This window comes from Clostridium gasigenes, assembly GCF_017348895.1.
GTDB lineage: Bacteria > Bacillota > Clostridia > Clostridiales > Clostridiaceae > Clostridium > Clostridium gasigenes.
Map to the genome: position 1 here is coordinate 3,580,487 of NZ_CP071376.1, position 23,209 is coordinate 3,603,695.

Consider the following 23,209-nt stretch of genomic DNA (forward strand, 5'->3'; position numbering starts at 1 on the left):
TAACCTATAATATAATATGAGAATTTTCATATATTTTAATAAATAATTTAAAAATCCTCAGGTAACCTTATAAATAAATTCCCTACATAATATTCATTCATTGGGCTTTCTATCATTCTATCATCATCAGTATATTTATTATTTTTTCCCCCTCTAACATTATCAAAAACACCTTTCAAATTAAGCATTCCATATCCCCACTGTGGATTAGGATATACGTCTCCTGGTCGTTTTTCAGCACCTCTTATTAAATACGTTTTTAATTTTGTAGCATACATAGTGGGATCATTACCATCAATAATTCCCCATTGAAAAAGTAGTGCACATGCTCCTGCCACAACAGCTCCGGCTACACTTGAACCACTAATAATTTTAGTGGTTCCTCCTACTGCTGTTGTCTTAGCATTAATGCCACCAGCTGCAATATCAGGCTTAACCATATCATTTCTTGTATATCCCCTTCCAGACTGTGGCATAATTGAGTTATTATTTTGATTATAATATGCTACAGTTATTGCATTAATAGCGGTTCCTGGGAGAGTCAATGTAGTATACGGATTAGGTCTAAGAAATCTTGTACCGGGTGCTAAAAGTTCTCTTTGTGATATCCAAGAATCATATTTTCCTACTACAATTAACTCTCCTATAAGCTTAAATTGCCATATACCATCTCTAATATTTCTCGCAGTAATAACTATTTTTTGGTCTCCACTTATTTCCTCTGGTATAAAATATTCTATTGTCATTCTAGTTTCTTCATACACAAAAGTAATATCTGTAATTTCCTTAAGCTTTGGAGGTATTCTCTTAATAACCTCGCCTGTAGGAGAAGTTATTGTTAGTGATACTTTATCCGGCTTAGAAATCCATATTTCAATACGTATATCCTTCTGATTTTCTCCTATCTTAAGTTCTATAATACTCATATCTCCTGTCTTTTTTATTGTTCCAGAAGTATGAGTGGCAGTATTTCCTTGATTACCCGTTGGATAAACTACCGCTACTCCAATAAATGAGGTAATTTCATCTGAATACCTTTCAGTAAATGATTCTCCAGTATGTGAACCATTGTTTGTCCCTGTTCCACTATATATTACAATAGGCTTATTTAATTTAGATGCTAACATATATAAATATCTCTGAGCTAAAAATAAAGCTGTATTTTTATATGATACTTCATCTCCATAAAGTGCATAAAAATCTCTAAAAGCCTTATTACCAGGTCTCATCTTTACAACTGCTATACTACAGTTTGGAGCTACTCCTATAAGTTCTGGATTAGCACCTCTTGCACCTATAATTCCTGCCATATTTGTTCCGTGGCCTATTTCATCTTTAGATGGTACAATTGCATAGGGGTCCTCACCATTCCTCTTTGCTTGTATAGCCTTATTTATATCTTCTTGTGTGTATATACTACCTGCTAAAATTTCTGAAGGTAGAGTATCACCTTCAATATTTTGGTCATAAATTGATATAATCCGAGAAGTTCCATCCTTATTTATAAATTCTTCATTTAAATAATCTATTCCTGTATCAATTATACCTACAATTACACCTGAGCCATCCAAAGGTAAATATTCATTATTATAAAATAGAGGTGCCTCTGATGCTACTACCGGAGATATATCACATAATGTAAGGGCTGATCCAGGATCTGCATAAACTATTTCAGGAGTTGTATTTAACACTTTATTTACTAGTTCATATGGAATTGTTATAACTGCACGTCTTTCATCTATTACATATACATCCGAGTCTGGGAACTTCTTTATCGCATTAACTATATCTCCCCTATATTCAAGCATGATGTTCATATTACTTTCTTTCAAGAAATAGTTTACTTTTTTATTTATAGGAACTTGTCTGCTTTCCTTATTTTCTAAGCCTCTAATATTATCAAATATACCTTTTATATTTAGCATACCATATCCCCACTGCGGATTAGGATAAATATCACCTGCTCTTTTGCTTGCACCTCTTATCAAATAAGTTTTCACTTTTGTAGCATACATTGTGGTATCATTACCATCAATAATCCCCCATTGAAATAATAGCGCACAGGCTCCCGCTGTCACAGCCCCTGCTACACTTGAACCACTAACAATTTGAGTTCCTCCATTTGCAGCAGTTGTAATAGCATTAATTCCACCAGCTGCAATATCCGGCTTAATCCTATTATCCCTTGTATATCCCTTTCCAGATTCAGGAACAATTGAGTTATTATTTTGATTATAAAATGCTACAGTGATTGCCCCATTGGAAGTTCCTGGATTAGTTAATGTAGTATTTGAAGTAGAACTTAGAAATTTTGTATTTGGTGCTAAAAGTTCTCTTTGTATTATCCACGCATCATATTTTCCCACTATAATCAACTCACCTATAAGTTCAAATTGCCATATACCTTCTTTAATATTTCTTGCAGATATAATTATTTTTTGATCTCCACTTAATTCCTCAGGTATAAAATATTCTATTGTCATTTTAGTTTCCTCATAAACAAAAGTAATATCTGTGATTGATTTAAGCTTTGGAGATATTTTCCTAATAACTTCACCTGTAGGAGAGGTTATTGATAAAGCTACTTTATCTGGCTTTGAAATCCATATTTCAATACGTATATCCTTCTGATTTCTTCCTATCTCAATCTCTATAGTAGCTGTGTCTCCCTTATTTTCTATTATTCCTGAAGTATGGGTATCTGTATTTCCTTGATTGCCAGTGGGAACAACAACTGCTACCCCATTATATCTAGAAATTTCACTTATATACTTTTCAATAAATGCGTCTCCATTGTGAGGACCCGTATTGGAACCCAGTGGAATATATATTACAATAGGTTTCTTTAGCTGAACTGCCAAATTATACAGATGTCTTATACCAAGTAATATCCCTGATTTTTGGTATGCACTCTGACTTCCATAAATTCCATAATATTTTCTAAAAGCCTCATTTACAGGGCTAAGCTTTATTATAGCTAAGTTACACCTAGGAGCTACTCCTACGATATCAGGGTTAGCTCCTCTTGCTGCTACTATTCCCGCCATATTTGTTCCATGACCTATTTCATCCTTAGAGGGTACAATTACATAAGGATCTCCACCATTTTTCTTGGCTTCTATTGCCCTATTTATATCCTCCTGTGTATATACAATTCCTATAGGACCCTGCGATTCTATTAGCTTCCCTTCAATAATTCTCTCTTCAATAGTTCTATCTACAATTACTAAAATTCTAGAAGTTCCATCCTCATTTATAAACTCTTCATTTAAGTAATCTATTCCTGTATCAATTATACCTACAATTACCCCTGACCCATCTAATGGTAAATAAACATTATTATGAAATACGGTGGCTCCCGATGCTTCTACTGGTGAAATATCACAAGTTGTAAAAGGTGCATTTGGATCTGCATAGACTATTTCAGGCGTTAGCCTTAACACATCACTATAAATCTCATATGGTACTGTTATTACTGCACGTTTTTCATCTATTATATATACATCCGTATTTGGAAACCTCTTTAAAGCATTAACTATATCTCCCTTATATTCAATTAAGTCACTCCTATTATTCATATCAAAAAAATAATTAATTTTTGGGGGAGTTTCTCTACTTTCTTGTTCTCCTAATCCTCTAATATTATCAAAAACACCCTTCATACTTATGGATCCAAACCCCCACTGTGGATTAGGATACTCATCTCCTTGCCTTTTTTGTGCTCCTCTTATTAGATATGTTTTAAGTTTTATTGAATACATACCTTTATCCTTACCATCAATAATTCCCCACTGAAATATAAGTGCGCAGCACCCGGCTACTACTGCTGCCGCCACACTTGACCCAGTAATAATTTCAGGTCCCCCACCTACTGATGTTGTTAATGCATTAACTCCTCCAGCTACTATTTCTGGTTTTATTCTACCATCTCTTGTATATCCTCTACCCGATTGTACTTCAATAGCATTATTTGTTTGATCATAAAACCCAACGGATATAGCATATCTTGATGTTGATGGAATCATTAATGTTCCGTTTGGATCGGGCCTTAAAAATTTTGTGTTAGGCGCAAGTATTTCCTGCTGTGGTAGATACGCATTATATATACCTACAGATACAAGTTCTCCTACAATCTTAAAGTTCCATATACCTCCAGTTATATTTGTAGCTACAATTGTAATTTTTTCATCACCTGTTATTTCTTCTGGTTTAAGGTATTGAATAAACATTTTAGTTTTTTCATATATAAAATTAATCTCTGTGACTGCTTTGTTTCTAGGAGGTATTCTATCAATTATTTCTCCAGAAGGAGATGTAATTGATAATGTTAATTTATCTGGTTTAGAAATCCATATTTCAAATCTTAAATTTTTTTGATTATTATCTACTATAAGCTCAATGTTACCAACGTCACCTTCTTTAGCTACTAATCCCGATGTATGAGTATCTGAATCTCCTTCATTTCCATTTGGTACAACAACAGCTATTCCTCTGATTCTTGAAATTTCATCTATATATCTTTCATTAAGTGCCAATCCATCATGAGACCCCATACCGTAACCTAATGGTATTAATATTACGATTGGTTTTTCTAACTTAAGTGCAAGCTCATATAGATACTTTATTCCTAAATATATTGCAACACTTGAATAAGTAGGTGTATTTCCATATACATAGAATTCCTCTCTAACTCTCTTACTTGCAGGAAGTAGCTTTACAACAGCGAAATCACATTTTGGTGCTGTTCCTACAAATTCCGTTCGTACACCTCTACCACCTACAATTCCTGCCATATTTGTACCATGCCCTATTTCATCCCTTGAAGGCACTATATCATATGGATCAGCACCCTGATTCTTAGCGTTAATTGCATTATTTATATCATCTCTAGTATACTCACTTCCTATAGGCTGCCCATCAGGCCTTTTCCCCGTATTAATAGTTTGATCCCAAATTGATAAAATTCTTGAGGTACCCTCTGGATTAATGAACTCCTCATTTAAATAATCTATTCCAGTATCAACTATACCTACAATAACTCCTTCTCCATCTAAGGGTAAGTAAAGATTGTTATGAAACTGCTCAGCTCCAGATGCCGCAACTGGTGAAGTATAAGTCAATGTATAGATCCCTACAGGATTTTTATAAATAATTACATCAGGAAATTTACTAACTACCTCATCTATATCCATATCTACAACTGATAACAATGCACGGTTTTCATCAAGTACAAACACCGTTGCATTTGTTAATTTACTTATAGCACTAACAATATCTCCAGTGTATTCTATTATTGCATAACTTGCATTTTCATCTATTAAAATATCCTCTGTAACTTGTCTATGATCTTTTATATTAATATTATTATTTTTTATACTAACACCCCCATCATATAGGTAATCTTATGAATAAATTCCCCACATAATATTCATTCTTATCTATTGGTTTTTTAATAAATATATCATTCACACTGCTAATAATATTAGATTTTAATCTAATATTATTAAAGACACCCTTCATATCAACTGCTCCATATCCCCACTGTGGATTTGGATATATGTCACCTTCCCTTTTTGATGTCCCTCCTATTAAATATGTTTTAACTTTTGTTGAATATAAACTTGTGTCATTTCCATCAATAATTCCCCACTGAAATATAAGTGCACAGCATCCAGCTACCACTGCCGCTGCTACACTAGATCCACTAACAACTTGTGTTCCAGAACCTACCGTAGTTACTAAAGCATTTACTCCTCCTGCTACTACATCTGGTTTAACTCTATCATCTCTTGTATATCCTCTACCTGATTCTCTTACATTAGAATTATTATTTTGATTATAATATCCAACAGATATAGCATATGCTGATGATGATGGAATAGTTAATGTTACATACGGATCTGGTTTTAAAAATCTTGTACCCGGAGCTAGTAATTCTCTTTGAATTAAATAAGCATCATACCTACCTGTTACAACCAATTCTCCTATAAGCTTAAACACCCAAATTCCTTCCTTTATATTTCTAGCTTTAATTGTAATTAGCTCGTCACCTGTTGACACTTCCGGCATAGAGTATTGTACATATATTATAGTGCTTTCATATAGAAATTTAATTTCTGTTATTTTATCAGTTGTAGGTGGTATTCTTTGAATTATTTCTCCAGAAGGTGAGACAATTGACAGTGCAAATTTATCTGGTTTACTAACCCATATTTCAAATTTTATATTTTTTTGATTTTCATCTATTTTAAGCTCAATATCCATAGTATTTCCTACCTTAGCTATTGTTCCAGAAGTATGAGTATCTGAATCTCCTTGATTTCCTGTTGGAACAACTACAGTTATTCCACTTACCTTTGAAATCTCGTCTATATATCTCGCAATAAAGGATAATCCATTATGACCGCCCATATTTGAACCTAGAGGTACAAGTATTATCATTGGTATTTTTAACCTGCGGGCTAAATCATATAAATACTTAATACCTGAAAATACAATTGAAGTTGAATAAGTAGTTTCATTTCCGTACACCCCAAAATCATCTATTACTGTTAATGGTGTAGAGTATAACTTTACAATAGCAAAATTACATTTTGGTGCTACGCCTATAACTTCTGGGTTTGTACCTCTTGCTCCTATAACTGATGCCATACTAGTACCATGTCCAATTTCATCCTTTGAGGGTACTATTTTATAAGGATCCTGCCCATCATTCTTAGCTTTAATTGCGTTATTTATTTCTTCTCTAGTATACTCGCTGCCTCCGAACTGTCCTTCTATAACTTTTTTACTACTAATCGCTTGATCCCAAATAGATAAAATTCTTGATGTACCATCTTCATTAATAAACTCTTCATTTAAATAATCTATGCCAGTATCAACTATTCCTACAGTAACTCCCAATCCGTCTAGTGGCAGATAAATACTGTTATGAAATGTATTTGCTCCCGATGCATCTAATGGTGAAATATCACATAATGTATGTAATGCAGTAGGGACTGCATAAATAATTACATCAGAAAGTTTATCAAGTACTTCCTGTATATCCTGTATACTTCCTACAATTATTAATATTGCACGCTTTTTATCAACAATAACAACACGGACATTGGGAATTTCTTTTACAGCGCTCACAATATCTTTTTGATATTCTATTGTAGCAAAAGTACTCTCTGGTAATACAACAAACTCTTCATCTGTAAGGTTTGGAATTACCTGAACAATTACATCAGAAAGTTTACCAAGTGCTTCCTGTAGATTTTCTTCAGCTACTACTATTGCACGCTTTTCATCAATAATAAAAACACGGGCATTTGGAACTTGTTTTATAGCATTTTTAATATCTCCTTTATATTCTATAGTCGCAGAAATATTTTGAGGTATTTCAAAAGCCTCCGTCTCCGGAATTTTTTTTATATTCTCTTCTAATATCCAATCCTGTGTCCCATTAGATGGTTTTATATTAATTTTATTATTTTTTATATCAGTCCCTCCTTCAATTAAATATTTTTAAGTATCCTATAGGTAATCTTATGAATAAACTACCAACATAATATTCATTTTCATCTATTGGTTTTTTCATAAATATATCGTGTTCACTAAGCTCATTAGTTTTTAATCTAATATTATTAAAGACACCCTTCATATCAACTGCTCCATATCCCCACTGTGGATTTGGATATATGTCACCTTCCCTTTTTGATGTCCCTCCTATCAAATAAGTTTTAACTTTTGTGGAATATAAACTTGTGTCATTTCCATCAATAATTCCCCACTGAAATATAAGTGCACAGCATCCAGCTACCACTGCCGCCGCTACACTAGATCCACTGATAACTTGTGTTCCAGAACCTACCGTAGTTACTAAGGCATTTACTCCTCCTGCTACTACATCTGGTTTAACTCTATCATCTCTTGTATATCCTCTACCTGATTCTATTACATTAGAATTATTATTTTGATTATAATATCCAACAGATATAGCATATGATGATGATGATGGAATAGTTAAGGTTACATACGGATCTGGTCTTAAAAATCTTGTGCCAGGAGCTAGTAATTCTCTTTGAATTAAATAAGCATCATACCTTCCTGTTATAACCAATTCTCCTATAAGCTTAAATACCCAAATTCCTTCCTTTATATTTCTAGCTTTAATTGTAATTAGTTCCTCACCTGTTGATACTTCAGGCATAAAGTATTGTACATATATTATAGTGCTTTCATATAGAAATTTAATTTCTGTTATTTTTTCAGTTGTAGATGGTATTCTTTGGATTATTTCTCCAGAAGGAGAAACAATTGATAGTGCAAATTTATCCGGTTTACTAACCCATATTTCAAATTTTATATTTTTTTGATTTTCATCTATTTTAAGCTCAATATCCATAGTATTTCCTACCTTAGCTATGGCTCCAGAGGTATGAGTGTCTGAATCTCCTTGATTTCCTATTGGCACAACTACAGTTATTCCACTTACCTTTGAAATCTCGTCTATATATCTCTCAATAAAGGATAATCCATTATGAGGGCCCATATTTGAACCTAGAGGTACAAGTATTACCATTGGTATTTTTAACCTGCGGGCTAAATCGTATAAATACTTAATACCTGAAAATACAGCTGAAGTTGAATAAGTAGTTACATTTCCGTACATTCCAAAATCATCTCTTACTGTTAATGGTGCAGATATTAACTTTACAATAGCAAAATTACATTTTGGTGCTACTCCTATAACTTCTGGATTTACACCTCTCGCTCCTATAATTGATGCCATACTAGTACCATGTCCAATTATATCCTTCGATGGTACTATCTCATAAGGATCCTTCCCCTCACTTTTAGCTTTAATTGCGTTATTTATTTCTTCTCTAGTGTACTCACTGCCTCCGAACTGTCCTTCTGGGCTTTTGCCTGTACTAATCTCCTCATCCCAAATAGATAAAATTCTTGAGGTGCCATCCTCATTAATAAACTCCTCATTTAAATAATCTATTCCACTATCAACTATTCCTACAGTAACTCCCGATCCGTCTAGTGGCAGATAAATACTATTATGAAACGTACTTGCTCCCGATGCATCTAATGGTGAAATATCACATAACGTATGCAATACAGTAGGAACTGCATAAATAATTACATCAGAAAGTTTATCAAGTACTTCCTGTATATCCTGTATACTTCCTATAACTACTAATATTGCGCGCTTTTTATCAACAATAACAACACGGGCATTTGGAATTTCTTTTACAGCGCTCACAATATCTTTTTGATATTCTATTGTAGCAAAAGTACTCTCTGGTAATACAACAAACTCTTTATCTGTAAGATCCGGAATTACCTGAACAATTACATCAGAAAGTTTATCAAGTACTTCCTGTAGATTTTCTTCAGCTACTACTATTGCACGCTTTTCATCAATAATAAAAACACGGGCATTTGGAACTTTTTTTATAGCGCTTTCAATATCTCCTTGATATTCTATAGTTGCAGAAATATTTTTCGGTATTTCAAAAACCTCCGCGCCTGGAATATTTTCTACATTTTCTTCTAATCTCCAATCACTTCTACCCTTAGATGGTTTTAATCTAATATTATTAAAGACACCCTTCATATCAACTGCTCCATATCCCCACTGTGGATTAGGATATATGTCACCTTCCCTTTTCGATGTTCCTCCTATCAAATAGGTTTTAACTTTTGTGGAATATAAACTTGTGTCATTTCCATCAATAATTCCCCACTGAAATATAAGTGCTGAGCATCCAGCTACAACCGCAGCTGCCACACTAGACCCACTGACAACTTGTGTTCCAGAGCCTACCGCAGTCACTAAAGCATTTACTCCGCCTGCTACTACATCTGGTTTAATTCTATTATCTCTTGTATATCCTCTACTTGATTCTCTTACATTAGAATTATTATTTTGATTATAATATCCAACAGATATAGCATATGAGGAGGATGCTGGAATAGTTAGTGTTACATATGGATCTGGATTTAAAAATCTTGTACCAGGAGCTAGTAAATCTCTTTGAATTAAATAAGCATCATACCTGCCTGTTACGACCAATTCTCCTATAAGCTTAAATATCCATATTCCTTCCTTTATATTTCTAGCATTAATTGTAATTTTCTCATCACCAGTTAATACTTCGGGTATAAAGTATTCTACATATATTATAGTACCTTCATATATAAATTTAATTTCTGTTATTTTATTAACGCTAGGTGGTATCCTATCAATTATTTCTCCAGAAGGAGAAATAATTGATAGTGCAAATTTATCTGGTTTACTAATCCATATTTCAAAATTTATATTTTTTTGGTTTTTATCTATTTTAAGTTCAATATTCTGAGTATCATCTTCGTTAACCATGGTTCCAGAGGAATGATTATCTGAATCTCCTTCATTCCCTATTGGCACAACTACAGTTATTCCTACAGCTCTTGAAATTTCATCTATATATCTCTCAGTAAGTGATAGCCCGTTTCGACCACCTCTACTTGCACCTAAGGGTACCAGTATTACCATAGGTATTTTTAACCTGCGTGCTAAATCGTATAAATACTTAATACCTAAAAATACAACCGAAGTTGAGAAGGTAGGTGCATCGCCATAAACACCGAAATAATCATTTAAAACCTCTGGTCTAGGTCCTAACTTTACAATAGCAAAATTGCATCTTGGTGCTACTCCTATGACTTCAGGATTTACACCTCTGGCCCCTACAATTCCTGCCATACTAGTACCATGCCCTACTTCATCCTTTGATGGTATTATTGCATAAGGATCCTGTCCATCCATCTTAGCTTTAATAGCACTATTTATTTCTTCCCTAGTGTACTCAGTGCCTCCAAACAAATCTTCTCGTCTTTTTGCACTAGGAATAGTTTGATCCCAAATAGTTAAAATTCTTGATGTGTTATCTTCATTAATAAACTCCTCATTTAAATAGTCTATACCAGTGTCAATTATACCTACCGTAACTCCTAGTCCATCCAATGGTAAGTAAGTACTGTTATGAAATGTGGTTGCCCCAGAGGCCTCCACTGGTGAAATATCACACAAAGTATACAATCCACTAGGATTTACATAAACAATTACATCAAAAAGTTTATCAATTACTTCCTGTACATCTCCCCTAACTGCTAATATTGCACGAGTTTTATCTGCAATAAAAATACGGGCATTTGGAATTTTACTTACAGCACCGGCAATATCTCCTATATATTCTATAGGGCTAAATACCGTATCTATTAATGTAAAAAACTCCTCATCTGTCATATTTTCTTCTAATCTACTTTGACCTCTAACATTAGCTAATTGCAGTAAATTTAATGAATCATATGCACAAACAGTTCCATATCCCCATCTAGGATCTGGATATGGTATCTCTAACCTATCTCTTTTTGCACCTTTTGAAAGATAATACTTAAGTCGCTCTCCATAAAGGAAAGGATCATTACCCTTAACTATTCCCCACTCTAAAAGTAATGCACATATTCCTGCTACATTAGGCGATGCCATTGAAGTTCCTGTTTTAGTATCAAACCCCCTATTTGAGACTGTTGATAATATATCTTCTCCCGGAGCTACTATATCTGGTTTTTCAAAGGAAGTTCTATAGATCTTCCCCCTTCCTGAAAACGAGGAAAAAGTATTTGTCATATTATTATAACTGCCCACTGAAATTGCACTTTGTACTGTAGCTGGTATTCCTAAGGTATTATATACATCAGGTTTAAGAAACCTTGTTTTTTCATTAATTGCTTCTGTAATAGGCAGCCATATATCATATATTCCCCTATATTTATTAAGAACTTTTAAAGTTACTTTCCATTCACCACTGGGTAAGTACTGTAATCCAGGCAAAAGACTTATAGATATTTCACCATTTATGTCAAAGGGCTTAGGCCCTGTATTATAAATAAGACATTTATCAACACCTATGTTAAGTTCTCTGTATCCATTACGTATTACTATTTCTCCACTTTTTTCGCCTAAGGGATTTTCTATCTCAATGGATATATCAACTAAAAGAGGTTTATATAATTGAAGCGATAGTGCCATTTCAGAATCAGATACACTTAAAGGAATCACATTAATATCGCTTAATTCACCACCTACATGGTGAGCTGCGTCACCTTCATTACCTGCTGCAATAACTATTGCCACTCTCTCAAGCCTACATATAGTTTCTATATATTGTTCTAAAAGACTTGTACCATTATGTGCCCCATCATTAGTACTTAAACTAATGTTTATAGCAAGTGGTTTATTCATTTCATTTGACTTATCTACTAAAAATTTTATTCCTCTCATAATCTGAGTACTTAAAGCAAAATTTAAAAAACCGTATCTAGTAGTCTTTACCATTGCAATAGAACTTTTAAAGGCTACTCCATAATTTTGCTTAGGTATGTTCCCACCTGCACAAGCTATTCCAGCTACATGTGTCCCATGGTCTAGTGGGTCTCTTACATTTACAATTGCATATGGGTCTGGTGCTTTTAAAGCTTCATTTATTTGAGCCTTATCATAAACCTTTCTATCCTCAGCCAAATCATAAATAAAATCAATTCTTGTATTTCCATTCTCATCTCTAAATGCAGGATGCGTATAATCTATACCAGTATCAATAAATCCAACTAATACTCCCTCTCCAGTAAGCCCATACCTATCCCAAGCATTTGGAACGCAACTAGCCTTATTACTTTCAAGATCAGAAGTAAATAAAACCTTAGGTAACTCTACATACTGTACTCCTTGTAGCTCTGATATTTTACGAATATCTTCAGACTTTACAGTAACAATACCAAATCCATAACCTAAATTTTCAAATGTTCCACCTATTGCCTCAACAGACCTTGTAACTTTATCTAAATTGTTTCCAAACAAAACTACTATTTCTATATTTCCTTTATTAATTTTTTCATTTTGTGATAAAGGAACCACCTTATATAGTAACTGTTCTGGTATTTTATTTAATAAGTTCAATTTAGCGTCAAACTTGTTACTTTCTATGTTAATCTCCCCCTGAAAATGTATTGCTATATAATAGGTTATTCAAATATTCTTTAATAAAAACCATTTAAATTTATAATTTGTTAATTTCTTAAAATTTATTTCTCAATTCTTAATTAAATATTAATCACATACCACTAAATCAAAAATTAAGTAAAAAAATAAAGCCATGTATTTCTACATGACTTCTATTATTTTTCAATTATATCTTTTACATATTTATTATTATAAAATCTATATAATCTTTTATTAATAACTCTTGATAAGCTGAATATTTTTCCTTAATAATACAATTTTTTATTTCTTTATATGCCTTAAGCCCATAAATTGTGGTTGTATTAGATATTTCATTCTATGCCTTCTATACTTTTAACTTTCCCATTCCATTTGTATTTTATTGGTAGTATAACATCATCCCCTTGCCTTATAAGTTCATAAATAATCAGAGATTTTACACTTTCATATGTTCCCCATAAAACTTGAGAGTTTAATACATAATCTAAATCTAACCCTTCTAAAAGTGTAAACATAGTATTTATGTTTTGTTCATCAACCCCTGCAAATGCTTCATCTAAAGCTATAATTCTTGGACAATCCTTTTTATCAGCAGCATTATATCTTGCATTTATTGCTGCAAATAATGGGATATACATTGCCATAGCTTTTTCTCCACCTGATAATTTGAAAAATTCATTATCTGTTAACTCATTTAATTTAGAACTTTTATTGTTACTATATGACAATCTAAATTCATACCATTCTCTATAATCTAAAACTTCCTTAATAATAGCTTGATAGCTCTTATTTATATCCTCATCATTTGCTAACTTTTTTGCCTTTTTAAGACTTTCCTTGAAATGATTAGATAACTTTTCTCTTTCATCTGCATCCATAAATTGTGGGTTACCTATTATCTTAGTTAATTCCTTTGAACCTAGTTCCCCTATGTTTTCTGATTTTTTTGCTATCCATTTTAAATCAAGCTTTAACCCATTAGATGTATCCATAGAACTCATTAATGTATTTATTTGCTTTACCCACTTATTAGCATTATAAATTTTAGCACTTATTTTAGAGCTTAATGTATTTATAAGCGTATCTTCAAAAATTTCTCTTTCTTTATCGCTTATTAATAATTTTTGGTCTTCTATTGACCTAACTAAATGATTTATTAAATCTATTAACTTAATATTTCTTCTGTTTATCTTAAACATTAAATCTATTCTTATTCCACCACTTAAGATTTCATTTATTTCTTCATCTTCTGTTTTAGTATAATCTAAAAATATGTCTTCCTTTTTCAAATTATATTCAACTAATTCCGAACCATATTGTGATATAGTTTCAAATAGTTTAGATACTATACGATCTTTCTTTTCTATAAGTCCTTGTCCCTCAGATTCTAAAATCTTAATTGCAGCCTCTTCTTCATTTAAATCTCTTATTTCTTCAATATACCCTAGAGATATCTCATCATTTAAAATCTTTTTATAATATTTAAATATATTTTTTTCTTTTTCAAGCTTATCCTTAGATTTAATTATATCTTTTTGTATAACCTCTATTTTAGCTTTATTTCTTATATATGATTCTCTCGAAACCTCTATTGCATCTGGATAGTTTTCGGTTATGTGTATAACACTATTTAATTCTTCTTTAGTCTTACCTAAATTTAAGCTTTTAAGTATTTCTTCTAAAGATTGTATTTCTGCACTTATTTTTTCTCTTTTTCCCTTTAATCCATGTATTTCACTAATAATAATATCTATATCAAAATTTATATCTTCTATAATATCTTTAGTACTTTTAATTTCTTTTTCTATATGGCTTTTATTATTATGGTTATGTTTTAAATTATTTATTGCTTCTATATATAATTTAATTGACTCTACCGCTTCTTCAAAAGCCTCTAAATTTTTAGGAATCTTAATATATTCGCCTTCTTCAATTATCCTACTATCTAATTTTTCTTTATCTCTTTCTTTTTCAAATAATTGATCTCTTATAATCTTCAACAAACTTTCTCCATCTTTTAACTTTCTTTTAGCTTCATCAATTAATGTTATACTTGTTTCTATATCATTCACTTTTGGAAAATTATCAATTTCATTTGTTATTGTAAAAATAGATAGTTCTATATGAGTTATACTTTGAGTTATTAACAGTTTCTCTTTTTTAAGATTTTTTACATTTTCCTCTTCTTCAATAGATTCTTTATTATTTTCAAGTTTTATAATTTCATTTTCTAATTCTTTTATCTCATTATCTTTACTTTCATTTTTATTATCTAACTTTATATTTTCATCTTTTAATTTCATTAATTTTTCTTCAGCTAGTCCCTTTATAATAAACTCTATTTTATTTGCTTCATAAATTTCTTCTACTTTATGTATAGTTCTAAATAATTCATTTAGCTCCTTATCCTTTATTTTTAGTTCTTTACACTTGTCCAAATATCTATTTATTTTTTCTATATACTCTATTTTAGAAGTTGTTAACAGCTCTATGCCCTCATTTAATTTTCTATCTAGTTCCTTAACTTCTCTTTTATTTTTATGTTCTAGTAAAAATATTTTATCTAATTCTTTTTTAGCTTCGCTAAGTTTTATAATTAGCTTATATATAGTCCCTATTAAGTCTTCATAAGATCTTGCATTTTCTAATACTAAATCCAAACTACAATCTTCTTTAAGGCTTATTTCATTTTTAATATTTACTATAGACTCATAATAACTTTTTTCTCTATAATATTCTTCATCATCTAATAAACCCTTTATCACCTTCTCTATATTATATATTTTAAGTTCTTTTCCCTCTATTTCACCTTTATTTTTTCTTTTTTTATCTAACTTATCCTCTTCAATTTTTTTCTTATTTTCTAACAAATTAATAACTTCATTATTTTCATTTTTTAATTCGACTAATTTTTCAGATATTTTAAATCCTTTATGATTTTCTAATGCTTTTCTCTTTATCTTTGCATCCTGTAATATTAACTTTAATTCTTTAATCTCTTCTTTACTAACTTCTTTTAAAATTTCTGCCGCACTATTTTCTTTATATAATTTATCAATACTATCAGCTTCATTTTTCACTCTTAATCTGCATCTATTATAATCTAGTCCTTTTTTATATATAATTGTTTTATTATACTTTGAAAATGCATTATAAATTTTTTCCGCACTTCTTAAACTTTTATCTAATTCTTCTAGATTATTATTTAGGCTGTCCATATTGTCCATAGCTTCTGATATATCTCTAAGATCATCCTCTGAAAGGGTATTTAGTGATTTATTTAATATTCCATATATCTTAGTTGGTTTAAAATCCTTTGATAGCTTAGGGCTCCTTAGCTCTATTAAAAGATTTAATAGTTCTTTATAATTTTCAATATCAGAATATCCAAAAAGATGTTCATTTACCTTATTCATATATTCTTTTTGACTTAAGGTAAATACGTTACCTTCACCTAATCTATTTTCAAACTTCTTTTGATTTAATGGAATCTTTTCTCCTGAAAATTCATATAATTTAAAATCTTTATTTATTCTTCTACCATCTTTTAATATAAAATGCCAGCTTTCTAATTTTTTCCCTTTTCTTGCTCTAAATCCAATTCCTATAGTTATATAAGTTTTTGATTCTGGTTTTTTAAACTCCATATAAAGATATGAAATTCTATCCTCTTCACCATCTTCCATAAGTATATAATCTTCTATTCTTCTCGATTTTGTACCAAATGGATCTATTCTGTTAGGTCTTTTATCTCCATCTAATAATAAAGGAATAAAGCTTTGAGTTGTTACTGATTTTCCACTTCCATTTGTTCCTTTAAATATTACCTTACCATTTTCAAGTTTATATTCTTGATCATCATAATACCAAAAATTGAATAATCCGAACTTATTTGCAACCCATCTACTACTCATTACTCTTCCTCTCCCTATAATCTTTTGGGTACTCCCCTATAACTTTTGCTATTAAAGGCAATAGTATAATCTTATCCTTTTCTTCTTTAATCATAGAAAAGTTTTTCATAAACTTTTTTATTTTACTTACTATTATTTCTTCACTGTAATCTCTAAATTCTTTAGTAAAACCATCTCCATATTTATTTCTTGTATTTATTATTAAATCTTTAAATTCATCTACTGAAATAATAACTATGTCCTCTATAGTTACATTTAATTTTTTTTCTTCTATTAAACTTCTGATTTCTTTATTTACAAATAGCGTTACTACTCCATCTCCATTTTTACTTGGAAACACGTCATTTACTCCCGATGATCCACCAAGTGCAACCATTGCTCCATTTCTGTGAACATGTAAATTCCAGTCTAAGTTTTTTTCAAATGCATTACAAATTGGAGCTCTATAGTTTTTAATATATTCATAATCACTATCTTCTTCTATATTATTGTAAACTATTGGTGAAAGTAATAGTTTTCTATACACTCTATTTTTTCTCATTACCCCTCTTTCATTATATAATTCTCCAAAAGTTTCATTAAGTAAATCTTCATAATTTTCCATTTCATCTAAGTCTTTAGAAAATCGCCTTACCATGTACCTTGATATACCTGTACTTTCATATAAAACTTCTGCAGCCTTACTTTTACTAAAGTCATCTTCATTCCCATCATTATTTTTAATTAATCCAAGATCTAATGAAAATTTCATTACTTTTATAAGTGATTTTCTATTTGAAAACACTGTCCAATCAATTTTTTCATCCACATAGGCGCTTTCTATATACTCTGTAAGGTTTGACAATATAAATTGCTCTTCTTTATTTTTATCCTCAAGGAACATAAGTATATTCAGAAAAAATATATACTCTTTTTTATCCGTAAAGTCACTAATTCCCATCCAACTTTCTGGTGAAGATGGGATTTTCTCTAGTTTTATAAATTCATCTTTTATTATTAAATCATAACCTAAGTTATTACTTATAAAATCTTTATATGAGCTTACATTATCCTTTATAGAGTAATATAAATCTCTATCTTTTTCTTTTATAATCATATAATTTTCTATTAAATCAATAAGCTCCAACATCTTCACTCCTATTAAAAAACTATTTAAAAACTATTTCGTAATCTGGCATTGTAAAATCTCCATCTTCACAGTTAATTTTTATATTATCTTTAGGTTTTAAATTTACTATTTTATATGACTTTCCATATTCATTTCTTATCCAACTATTTGATTTATCATTTATTGATTTAGATAACCATGTTAAAAATATTATTCTTTCTTCTTTAGAAATTCCTGCTAAATTTCTGAAAATTAATTTATTATCTTTTATATAACTTTCTATTAACTCTTCCTCTTTTTTTCTTTTTTCTAATACCTCTATTCCCTTTTTATTTTTTTCTTCTGATTTATTTTTAACTATAGCTGTACTTGCTGTTTTTCTACCATAATCTCTACGGCTTGGCGTAATAGTCACAACTGTTGGATTTTCCTCAAATATACTACTATTGATGCTCTCTGTTTCTCTCTCTGTGTTACAAACTATATGACGAGTATTAAAAACACCAAATACTAGTGATGAGAGTTTATGAGCCTCTTCAATATTCTTTGTATTATTAAATATCTGCGCAAGTTTTCTATAATCTACTAGCCTATTTCCTCCCCCATAGTTTATTTCAGTTATTTGAAGAGCATATCTTGTTATTTTTCTTATTATTCCGTTTGTACTTTCTAAAATTTGTTCTCCCATTGGAGTTCTTCCTTTTATAGCTACAAACCATTCCTTCATACTCATATATCTTCCCGCATTAATTTCATACCTTGCATTTTCATTGTAATCAGCATTTAAAGCTATTGTATTTTTTTCATATTTAACAATTTTTTTTATACATAAATCTAATCTTTCTGTATCTTCTTCTAATATTTCTATACTTTTTTGTATTTGTGGTACGTTAATTTGTATTCCCTTTATAAATTCTCTTAAATACTTTATAAAACTCTCTTTATATATTAAAAATTCTGTTGTTTTTAATAACTCCTCTGTTTTAGGATTAAAAAACTTACTTATATAATCTTGATAATTTTCATTAAGATGTTTAAAATCTCTATTTAACATTTCCCAAAGACTAAATAAATCTTTGCCATTATTATTAATTTCTATTTTTTCTAATTTTTTCAATGTATCTCTAAACCTTTCTATTAAGGATATTTCTAAAGAACCTCTCATACCATCACTTGCAGCTTCAATCTTTATTAATGTTCTTTCAAGTTCTATTGTTGCATAAGAAATTTGATATCTAAATTTCCTATTTTTAAACTCTTCAATAGTTGTTGTTCTTTTTGTATCTTGAATTGCAGCAAAGTTTCCCCAGGATTTTAATGCTTCTAAATCCCCTTTTAAATTATCCAATGTGTAGCTGTTAAAACCCTGTACATTTATTATTTCATCATATATTTCTTCAGCATATAGCCAATACTTCATCTTTTCATAATTAATATAAGCTATTCTAATAATATTTCTATATCTCCAAGTGTTATCCGTATTTAAATAGTTTACTTCTGTTAGCCTTTTTCTAACATTTGTACTAATCATTAGTTGCTCCTTTACCCACTCTGTAATTAATCTAATTTAATCTAATTTAATCTAATTATAACATATTTTTCAATTTTTAATTATATAGAATGATTCATATCTAAATATAAAATGTCTATATCTAAATATGAATCATCCTAGATTTTATTAAAAATAGCCAGCGTAATTCAATAATTACACTGGCTATAAAATCTATTCTATCTTTAACTTATAATGTTTTAATGTACCACACATCACAAGCAAAATGTTCTGTTTCAATTAAAGGTTTTTCTAGTTTTATAAATCCATTTTTTTTATAAAACTTATTTGCTCTAATCATATTGCTAAAAGTTTCTAAATAACATTTACTATAATGTTTTTTTGCAAATTCTAAGGAAATTTCCATTAGTTCATTTGCAATACCTCTTCCTCTTACTTCTTTTAATGAATACATTTTCTGTAGTTCACATATGTTTTCTAAATTTTCTAGTGGCCCAATTCCACAGCCAGCTATTATTTTATTATTTTCTTCAACAACAAAGTATTTTGATCCTTTATTTTGATAAAGCTCATAAAATTGGCCTAAATTTGGATCAGTCCAAGCACAACCTGGTTTATCACCTCCGAATTCTATTAAACATGTTCTAATAAGTAACTCTACTTCTTTATTATCTTTTTGCTGTATTTCTCTTATTATCATATATTACTCCTCCATTTTTGTTGGTGATTTAATTACAACTCCAATTAACAATACTTCTATAAATGACATTACTATTAATATAAACCCCTCCCTAAAATTATAGTTCTTTAGCATTAATTATCTTATTAGTATTAATTGTCATCTCTTGAAAAACACTTTTAAAATCTTCATAATATTTTTGTCCGTCCTCTGTTATAGAATAGTATTTACGCTTTGGCCCTAAAGGTGATTTACCTATGCGACAACTTATTAAGTTCTTTTTTTCCAACCTACTTAATAAGGGATATAATGTACCTTCATAAATATCTTTAAATCCATACTTCTCTAATACCACTAAGATTTCATATCCATAAGTCTCCTCATGTGAAATAATACTTAATACACATCCCTCTAAAATACCCTTTAACAGTTGTGATTCATCTATAATAATCCCCTCCTACTTTGCTATTCATAGTAGTAACATTATTTTGCATTCACTACTTAGATATGTCAAGTAGTGAATGTATTTTTTATTATGAATAAAGCACTCACTTAATAAATATATAATCCAATATTGAAGTGTAAAATCAAAGTTTAAGATATTTTCTTTACACCTATGCTAGCTTCTTTTATACTTATTTTATTGTATTATTTTAACAAGTAAGGTAATATAAATTGTATTATTCTATAAATTACAAACGAAAGAAGGGATTATTATGTTTAATTGTGCTTTATGCTCTGTACACGCTTGTAATAGTGGTGATATTGATAGAGCTCCTAGAAACTGTCCTTGTATTAATGAAAAAACAGAGGAAATTAAAGAATTATATAATGAAAAAGGCAATTTAAATATTGCTAGAGCATCAGCTTTAGTAGTAAGTGACGGGTATTGCCAAAAGACAAGCTTAGAAGAAACAATGGATTTTGCAAATAAATGTGGATTTTAAAATATAGGGATTGCATTTTGTATAGGATTAGCTAATGAAGCTAAAACCTTAAGCAAGGTTCTTTCATATAATGGATTTAATATAAACTCAGTTATATGCAAAAATGGGAGCATACCTAAAGAATTTATTGATATTAACGAATCAACTGTACCAATGTGTAATCCTATAGGCCAAGCTATGTTTTTAAATGAGGCTAAAACAGAATTGAATATAATTTTAGGTTTATGTGTTGGTCATGATTCTTTATTTATAAAATATTCAGTAGCACCTGTAACTGTATTTGCCGTAAAAGATAGAGTTTTATGTCATAACCCTTTAGCAGCAATTTATCAAGCAGACGCTTACTATAAAGATAAATTATTTCCTAAAAAAAAGTGATAAGTATCTACTATAATAGTTATATTAATTTTAAGGAGGATTAAATTTGAAAAATAAAATAGGAGTTTGTTTTGGGATAATGTTATCATTAACTATAGGATTATTCATCGAGGCATTAGCATTGCTTGCATACCCACTCTATCCATTTGCCTTACTTACATTTCTATTCTGTATTTATTCGGGCGTATGTTCCTTTTTTTTGTACAGGATTAATAAAGGGAACTTTAAGTAAACATTCCCCTCTAACACCTCCGTGATCCAGAAAATTTTCCCATACATATCCACCCTAAATTTGCAGAAACTATAACTGTTAATAAAATAATAATTATTACAAATGGAAAGGAGATTACTTATGAATAGAAATAAAAAAACTAAGAATGTTAAAATGAATAAAGCTATTGAAAACATTCAAAATATTGAATTGGCTAATAATGTTGATACTTCTAACACTATAAATGATAATACTAACAATAGTAGAAAAGAAAGTGATTCATTTAGGTAGAAACTTATATTTCCACTATAATTAACTGCATTTAATTAAGCATTATCTATACAAATAAAAATACAACCTTTGCTTATAAAATAGCTAGGTTGTATTTTTTATTATTCACATTATGATTTTTCAAAATAAATTTTATATATTCTACTTTACATCTACGTTTTCTATATTTCTTATAGTAAAATATGCCATTAAGATACCTAATGACCCCATAGCTAATGCTACTGGTAATATAGTTATTAGTGATTCATTACCTCTTTTTGTATATTTTATTAATAGACCTTAACAGTTACTCATAATTATTCTTATAAAAGTCGTCCTATTAATACTAATGTTATAAGATGTGCTGGATAGAATATATAAAACATCCATTTGGTAATTGTATTTTTCAAACCTAATTTACCGTTATACATAAGTATTAAGGGTAATGCAAACAGCATCATCCATTGATAATCATATAAGAAAAGTTGAGCATAAGAATTTGGTGTTCCTATAGATGCAAACACTGGCATTAAACTAAATAAACTATAAACTATTGCCATTATTATTTTTTTATCTCTAAAGAAATAGAATATAAGTGTCATACCTAAGCCAAACATAGACGCTTCTGTAAACATATATGCCGCACCTATTGCAACTACAGCTAAGGTTGCAATTATGTATATATATGATTTTTTAGATTTTTTAGCATAATCTATAACCATTAACATAAGTACTGATAAAGTAAGTGATAAGAATATATTATTACTTATTCCCATAATCTTATCTATCCCTATCATAACAATTCCAAAGCTAGCTAATCTAGATAAATATTTCACTTTACTTTTAGTATGGAAAAATCCTTCTACTATTAAATAGAAAAATATAGGTGCTGCAATTTTCCCTAAATATCCAAACCATATAGGTACATCTATACCAGTTCCCCCTATATATGCATAAACATGATCTAACAACATAGTTATCATAGCTATTATTTTTAACGTAAATGAATTTAATTTTTTCATTTTTTAACTTCTCCTCTATTAACATATTGATCATTTGGAATTTTATTATTCCTATAACCTTATTACAATGCTAATTTTATTCTATTACATTAAAAACACATATCTATTTACCTTTCAGTTAGATTACA

Annotated in this window: 10 protein-coding genes and 1 pseudogene; 2 read left to right on the forward strand and 9 right to left on the reverse strand. The window is 30.0% G+C overall.

The features are described from left to right. Positions 1 to 47: 47 nt before the first annotated feature. The 8 genes from J1C67_RS16830 to J1C67_RS16865 all read right to left on the reverse strand — a co-directional run bounded on the left by J1C67_RS16830 (position 48) and on the right by J1C67_RS16865 (position 20,608). A complete protein-coding gene (locus J1C67_RS16830; protein ID WP_139164829.1) occupies positions 48 to 5,237 on the reverse strand; it encodes a S8 family peptidase in 5,190 nt (1,729 codons plus the stop codon). A gap of 151 nt (positions 5,238 to 5,388) precedes the next feature. Then, complete coding sequence (locus J1C67_RS16835; RefSeq protein WP_089967628.1) at positions 5,389 to 7,134, reverse strand: S8 family peptidase; 1,746 nt, start codon at positions 7,132 to 7,134, stop codon at positions 5,389 to 5,391. Positions 7,135 to 7,495: 361 nt separating this feature from the next. Next, positions 7,496 to 13,069 (reverse strand): S8 family serine peptidase, encoded by a 5,574-nt coding sequence (locus J1C67_RS16840; protein WP_342356956.1) that lies wholly within the window; start codon positions 13,067 to 13,069, stop codon positions 7,496 to 7,498. A gap of 305 nt (positions 13,070 to 13,374) precedes the next feature. Next, entirely contained in the window at positions 13,375 to 16,956 is a 3,582-nt protein-coding gene (locus J1C67_RS16845; RefSeq protein WP_167865583.1) for an SbcC/MukB-like Walker B domain-containing protein, read from the reverse strand. Next, positions 16,949 to 18,085 carry a TIGR02678 family protein gene (locus J1C67_RS16850; RefSeq protein ID WP_167865582.1) on the reverse strand — a complete coding sequence of 379 codons (1,137 nt, stop codon included), beginning with the start codon at positions 18,083 to 18,085 and terminating at the stop codon, positions 16,949 to 16,951. Before J1C67_RS16850 ends, J1C67_RS16845 begins: the two co-directional genes overlap by 8 nt. Before the next feature lie 19 nt (positions 18,086 to 18,104). Beyond that, positions 18,105 to 19,595, reverse strand: coding sequence for a TIGR02677 family protein (locus J1C67_RS16855; protein ID WP_167865581.1), 1,491 nt, complete (start codon positions 19,593 to 19,595; stop codon positions 18,105 to 18,107). A gap of 208 nt (positions 19,596 to 19,803) precedes the next feature. Further along, entirely contained in the window at positions 19,804 to 20,274 is a 471-nt protein-coding gene (locus J1C67_RS16860) for a GNAT family N-acetyltransferase (protein ID WP_167865580.1), read from the reverse strand. 97 nt (positions 20,275 to 20,371) lie between these two features. Continuing rightward, positions 20,372 to 20,608, reverse strand: coding sequence for a PadR family transcriptional regulator (locus J1C67_RS16865; protein WP_423738881.1), 237 nt, complete (start codon positions 20,606 to 20,608; stop codon positions 20,372 to 20,374). Positions 20,609 to 20,969: 361 nt separating this feature from the next. Here J1C67_RS16865 and J1C67_RS16870 point away from each other — a divergent pair. Together J1C67_RS16870 and J1C67_RS16875 are read left to right on the forward strand one after the other, a co-directional pair. After that, a pseudogene (locus J1C67_RS16870) lies at positions 20,970 to 21,578 on the forward strand (DUF1847 domain-containing protein). Positions 21,579 to 21,930: 352 nt separating this feature from the next. Next, a complete protein-coding gene (locus tag J1C67_RS16875; RefSeq protein WP_167865579.1) occupies positions 21,931 to 22,080 on the forward strand; it encodes a hypothetical protein in 150 nt (49 codons plus the stop codon). Between the two features lie 302 nt (positions 22,081 to 22,382). Here J1C67_RS16875 and J1C67_RS16880 read toward each other — a convergent pair whose 3' ends face one another. Beyond that, a complete protein-coding gene (locus tag J1C67_RS16880) occupies positions 22,383 to 23,081 on the reverse strand; it encodes a TraX family protein (RefSeq protein WP_167865578.1) in 699 nt (232 codons plus the stop codon). Positions 23,082 to 23,209: the final 128 nt, after the last annotated feature.

What these genes read in the sequence shown, in the direction of transcription:
- J1C67_RS16845 (WP_167865583.1), bottom strand. Translation starts at nt 16,956, where the DNA reads ATGAGTAGTAGATGGGTTGCAAATAAGTTCGGATTATTCAATTTTTGG.
- J1C67_RS16850 (WP_167865582.1), bottom strand. Translation starts at nt 18,085, where the DNA reads ATGTTGGAGCTTATTGATTTAATAGAAAATTATATGATTATAAAAGAA.
- J1C67_RS16855 (WP_167865581.1), bottom strand. Translation starts at nt 19,595, where the DNA reads ATGATTAGTACAAATGTTAGAAAAAGGCTAACAGAAGTAAACTATTTA.
- J1C67_RS16860 (WP_167865580.1), bottom strand. Translation starts at nt 20,274, where the DNA reads ATGATAATAAGAGAAATACAGCAAAAAGATAATAAAGAAGTAGAGTTA.
- J1C67_RS16875 (WP_167865579.1), top strand. Translation starts at nt 21,931, where the DNA reads ATGAATAGAAATAAAAAAACTAAGAATGTTAAAATGAATAAAGCTATT.
- J1C67_RS16880 (WP_167865578.1), bottom strand. Translation starts at nt 23,081, where the DNA reads ATGAAAAAATTAAATTCATTTACGTTAAAAATAATAGCTATGATAACT.